Source organism: Roseovarius sp. MBR-79 (assembly GCF_053628555.1).
Genome location: NZ_JBRJGP010000056.1, coordinates 1 through 3,745, shown reverse-complemented (window position 1 = coordinate 3,745; position 3,745 = coordinate 1). Strand labels below are relative to the sequence as shown.

Below are 3,745 nucleotides of genomic sequence, written 5' to 3'. Positions count from 1 at the left end.
TGTCGGATAGCCGGAATTCATGAGATTCAAGCACTTCTCTGAAAAACGAGTCGGGGTTCATGAGATTCTGTACCGGTATTTATGAGACTGGATGGTGCGGTATTTGTGAGACTGGTGCTGTCGCGCGGCTTTTTCGGCAGTCTGACGTGCTCTCTCGTCGCGCTCAGCGCGCCAGAACCGGGCCGAGATGCGTCGCCTCAACGAGAGAGGCCATGTCTCAAGCGCCGCCCGGACTCGCCCCTGCCCTTCCGCGTCACTCACGAGCAAGACTGAGATAGCACATTTAACCGGATCCTCAATGATCCGGCCGATGCCGGTCGTCAGCGCGAAACACTGCAACAGCGAGCCCTGCGCCAGGCTATGCAGACCGGGACGCACCGGCTTGGCCAGCACCGGCGCCACCTGATCATATTCGGGAACTACGACCGTGAGCGCCTGTCGGATGATCGGCGTGGTCAAAAAATCATGATAGTCCCGGCGGTCTTTGAGAGACATTCGTGGCTGCTCGCAAACGTTCGGGGGCGAGGCCCGGCGATGCCGCGCCGTCAGAACCTGAAGCACTTCGGGCGCTTTCAGGTCTCCCTGCCCCGCGCCGCGCGCCCAAGCATCGAGATGCGCGGCACCGGCCTCGGCATACCCTTCCAGTTTCTTGAAGCGATCCGTTCCGAACCGGTCGGACAGGGTCTCACCGGTGGCGTCCCGAAACTCCACAGCATGCACCGGGCAGCGAAATCGCCACGGCAGCGCGACGGCTTTGCGATGCAGATCTTCGGGACAGAGCGGGCACGGAGACCGGTTTTTTCGGGCGATCATCATGCGCGCCGCAGACACCAACTCCCGGAAAGTCATGGCCTGCACCGCTTCGGGCGAAAGGCCCGTCCGAGTCTCGATCAGAGCCCCCTGCCCTTCTGAAAGACGCCATTCCAGGTCGAACACGTCGCGGCCCTTTAGGCCAAGTGCTGCGACGAATTCCGAAACCGTCATGGCGTAGAACGGGGCCATGCGCGCGGCCCAGGAAGACAGCCGTTCGTCGGTGTCGGGGGCGTAGACAACCGGCAGGCGCCCGCGCCCCGTCACACCGGCTCTCCCAGTACCGCCTGCAACCGGTCGCCGCCCAGAATATCGCGCGAGAGGATGCGTTCCTCGCCGCTTTCGATGGCGGCGATCGCCAGCTGCGAGAGGATCGAAAAGATGCCCGAGGTGATACCGCCGGTCACCTTGATGATCCGCGCGAGCGCGTGTCCGTCGATCTGGCTTTGGCGCCGAAGCGGCAGCGTGCGGGTGAGCGTGCTCATCAGCCCGTTCAGATCCTCGCCCTCCCGCCAAGGCGGCAGGGCAAAGGCCTCGAAGCGACGCACCAGCTGATCATCGGTGCGCAGCGCGTTGCGGGCATGTGCGGTGCCGACGCAAACCAGCGGGATGCGCAGCTCGTTGCCCAGAAAGCGCAGCATGTTCAGGAATCGCGCCTGTTCGCGGATCGTCCCCGCCTGCAGGCTGTGGATCTCGTCGATGACCAGCATCCCCGGGCGCAGTTCGGCGAGCAGGCGCAAGGCCAGGCTTTCCAGCACAGACAGTGTCGCCCGCGGCGGCTCGGGGGCTCCGATCGCCGCCAGGATCCGGCGATAGAAGCGCGACTCGTCGGGTCCGGATACCATCTGGACCGCGACGACCGGCATATGCAGCCGTCCACTGGCCTCGTCGAAGCTCGACGCGTGATCGCGGGTGAACTTCTCGATGATCATAGTCTTGCCCATGCCGCTGTCGCCGACAATGAGCAGGTTCGGCATGCGGGCGCGCTCGGGAAACGACATCAGCGTTTCCAGCTTCTCCAAGGCAGCCTCGGCCCTGGGATAGGAGACCCAGCGGTCGGCGCGGATCCGGTGAATGCGCTCCTCGGCGCTCAGTGCGGCGATCTTGCCGGCTCCCGGATAGAGATGCGGGAACTCAGTCATCCTCGTACCACTCCTCAACCTTGAAGCCGGGGTGGCTGAGGAACGGGCTCCCCTCCCCTTCCGGCGCAGGCAGGGCTTCTCGCGCGGCGATATCCGGTGTCACATCGATCATCGCCAGAGGGGCGAGATGCGACCGCCGAGCCTGATGGCGCCGCATCGTCTTAGTCTGCCGCTCGGCGCTGTCGACGAGGTTGCGCTGCGCCTCTATCGTCCTGAAAATCAGTTCCTCATCCACCGACCGGCGTCCAGTCTCGCGCAAGACGCGCCGGGCGGCGCGGTGCTCCCAGAGCGTGATCGCAGGCCGTGTCAGATCCGCCGGTCTCGCTTCGATGATCCCGTTCTCTGTCAGCACGAAGATGCGCGAAAGATCACGCGGATCGTATTTAACCGTGAATTTGCGGCTTTCCCGGCCCATCAGCCAGCGCAACTCGTCCGCCCAATAGCGGATGTGGAAGAGATGCAGGCCGTCGCGCTGCAAAACGCGCTGCTCGGAGGGCAGGAAATCGACCAGGAACTGGCGCAGATCGGCCGGCATGCGGACCCTCGCCTCATCCACCCGCGCCGCCCAAGCCGCCGCAGGTGTGGTTTCCAGCGCAGAGTGGACCCGCACGTGGTACGAGCCGGTGATTTCGAGGGCGAGCCAGGTTTCTAGCTCTCCGAGAGTCATCACCGCCTCGGCCTCGGCATCGAGATCGCCGCGCTCGAAGATGTTCGAGAAATGCGACCCCGGCAGCAGGTGCACCGTACCCATCATGGTGCCGATCAGCCGCTCGATATGCCCACCGTAGCGCGGCGTTCCCGGAGGACGGTGCTGGAGATCGATCTGGTATTCGGAACAGGCAAGCTGAAAAGCCCGGGCATGGAACTCGGCGCCATTGTCAACATAAATCGCGTTCGGGATGCCCCGCGTTGGCCAATCCGTGCTGATTCCACGCGCGGTGAGCCAATGCGATTTGTCCATAACCGCATGGGTCAGACACAGTGCGACGGCCAGTAGCGATGGCGGCTCCAGTGACAGGTAAAACCCCAGAACCATGCGGGTATTCACGTCGATCGCGACCGTCAGCGTAGGCCGACCGAGCGGCCGTCGTGTCACTGGATCTACCACTGTCACGTCAGCCTTGGTGTGGTCGATCTGGACGATATCCAGCGGATCGTTCGCGACCAGCATCCCAGGCGTGGCCAGATAGCGCCGCTCGGCCTTGTCCTTGCCCTCTCGCCGGGCCATCAGCTTAGCCTGGTCATGTTGCTCCAGCCAGCGCCCCAGACGACGGATCGAGGGCGGTGCCAGCCCTTGAGCCCGACAATCGGCGGCGACCTCCCGCCAGAACCGCGTTCTGGTAGGTTTGCGGCGGGTGGCATAAAGCCCCTTGAAGTGGCGGGACACGATCTCTTCCACCGCCGGGTCCAGCGGCTGCATGCCAGGTTTGGGGCCCCGGGTGTCCGGCAGAAGTGCACTGGTCCGCCCGTCCTCGCGGAACTGCTTCACCAGACGAAAAAGCGTGGATCGGCCGACATTTAGCTGACGTATGGCCCAGTCGACATTGCCCTGAGTCAGCTGGGCCGGCAGCTCCGCGAGCACCCGGGCGCGAAACTCCGCCTCTTCCCAATCCTTGTCAGCTGGAAAATTATCGGACATAACTTACTCAGTGCATGGATGCCGGATAGTCTCACCAATGGTGATTCAAATCGGCGTCCAGTCTCACATACCTTGAATCGGTTTCAGAAATGCGACACAGGCAAGCTATTGAAAACACATGGAACGCAGTCTCAAGAACTCCGACAGACCGACA

Annotated in this window: 3 protein-coding genes; all 3 read right to left on the bottom strand. The window is 63.2% G+C overall.

Going from position 1 to position 3,745, the window contains the following annotated elements; genetic code table 11:
* Positions 1–57: 57 nt before the first annotated feature.
* The gene (locus tag ACSSV8_RS19925) at positions 58–1,002 is read right to left on the bottom strand and encodes a TniQ family protein (RefSeq protein WP_454283641.1); all 945 of its coding nucleotides are present in this window, start codon (positions 1,000–1,002) and stop codon (positions 58–60) included.
* A gap of 71 nt (positions 1,003–1,073) precedes the next feature.
* Positions 1,074–1,952, bottom strand: coding sequence for a TniB family NTP-binding protein (locus tag ACSSV8_RS19920; RefSeq protein ID WP_151976563.1), 879 nt, complete (start codon positions 1,950–1,952; stop codon positions 1,074–1,076).
* Positions 1,945–3,591, bottom strand: a complete 1,647-nt coding sequence (locus tag ACSSV8_RS19915) for a Mu transposase C-terminal domain-containing protein (protein ID WP_454283640.1) — start codon at positions 3,589–3,591, stop codon at positions 1,945–1,947. Before ACSSV8_RS19915 ends, ACSSV8_RS19920 begins: the two co-directional genes overlap by 8 nt.
* Positions 3,592–3,745: the final 154 nt, after the last annotated feature.

Excerpts from the sequence above, each read along its gene's own strand:
- ACSSV8_RS19925 (WP_454283641.1), bottom strand. The coding sequence starts at position 1,002 with ATGGCCCCGTTCTACGCCATGACGGTTTCGGAATTCGTCGCAGCACTT.
- ACSSV8_RS19915 (WP_454283640.1), bottom strand. The coding sequence starts at position 3,591 with ATGTCCGATAATTTTCCAGCTGACAAGGATTGGGAAGAGGCGGAGTTT.
- ACSSV8_RS19920 (WP_151976563.1), bottom strand. The coding sequence starts at position 1,952 with ATGACTGAGTTCCCGCATCTCTATCCGGGAGCCGGCAAGATCGCCGCA.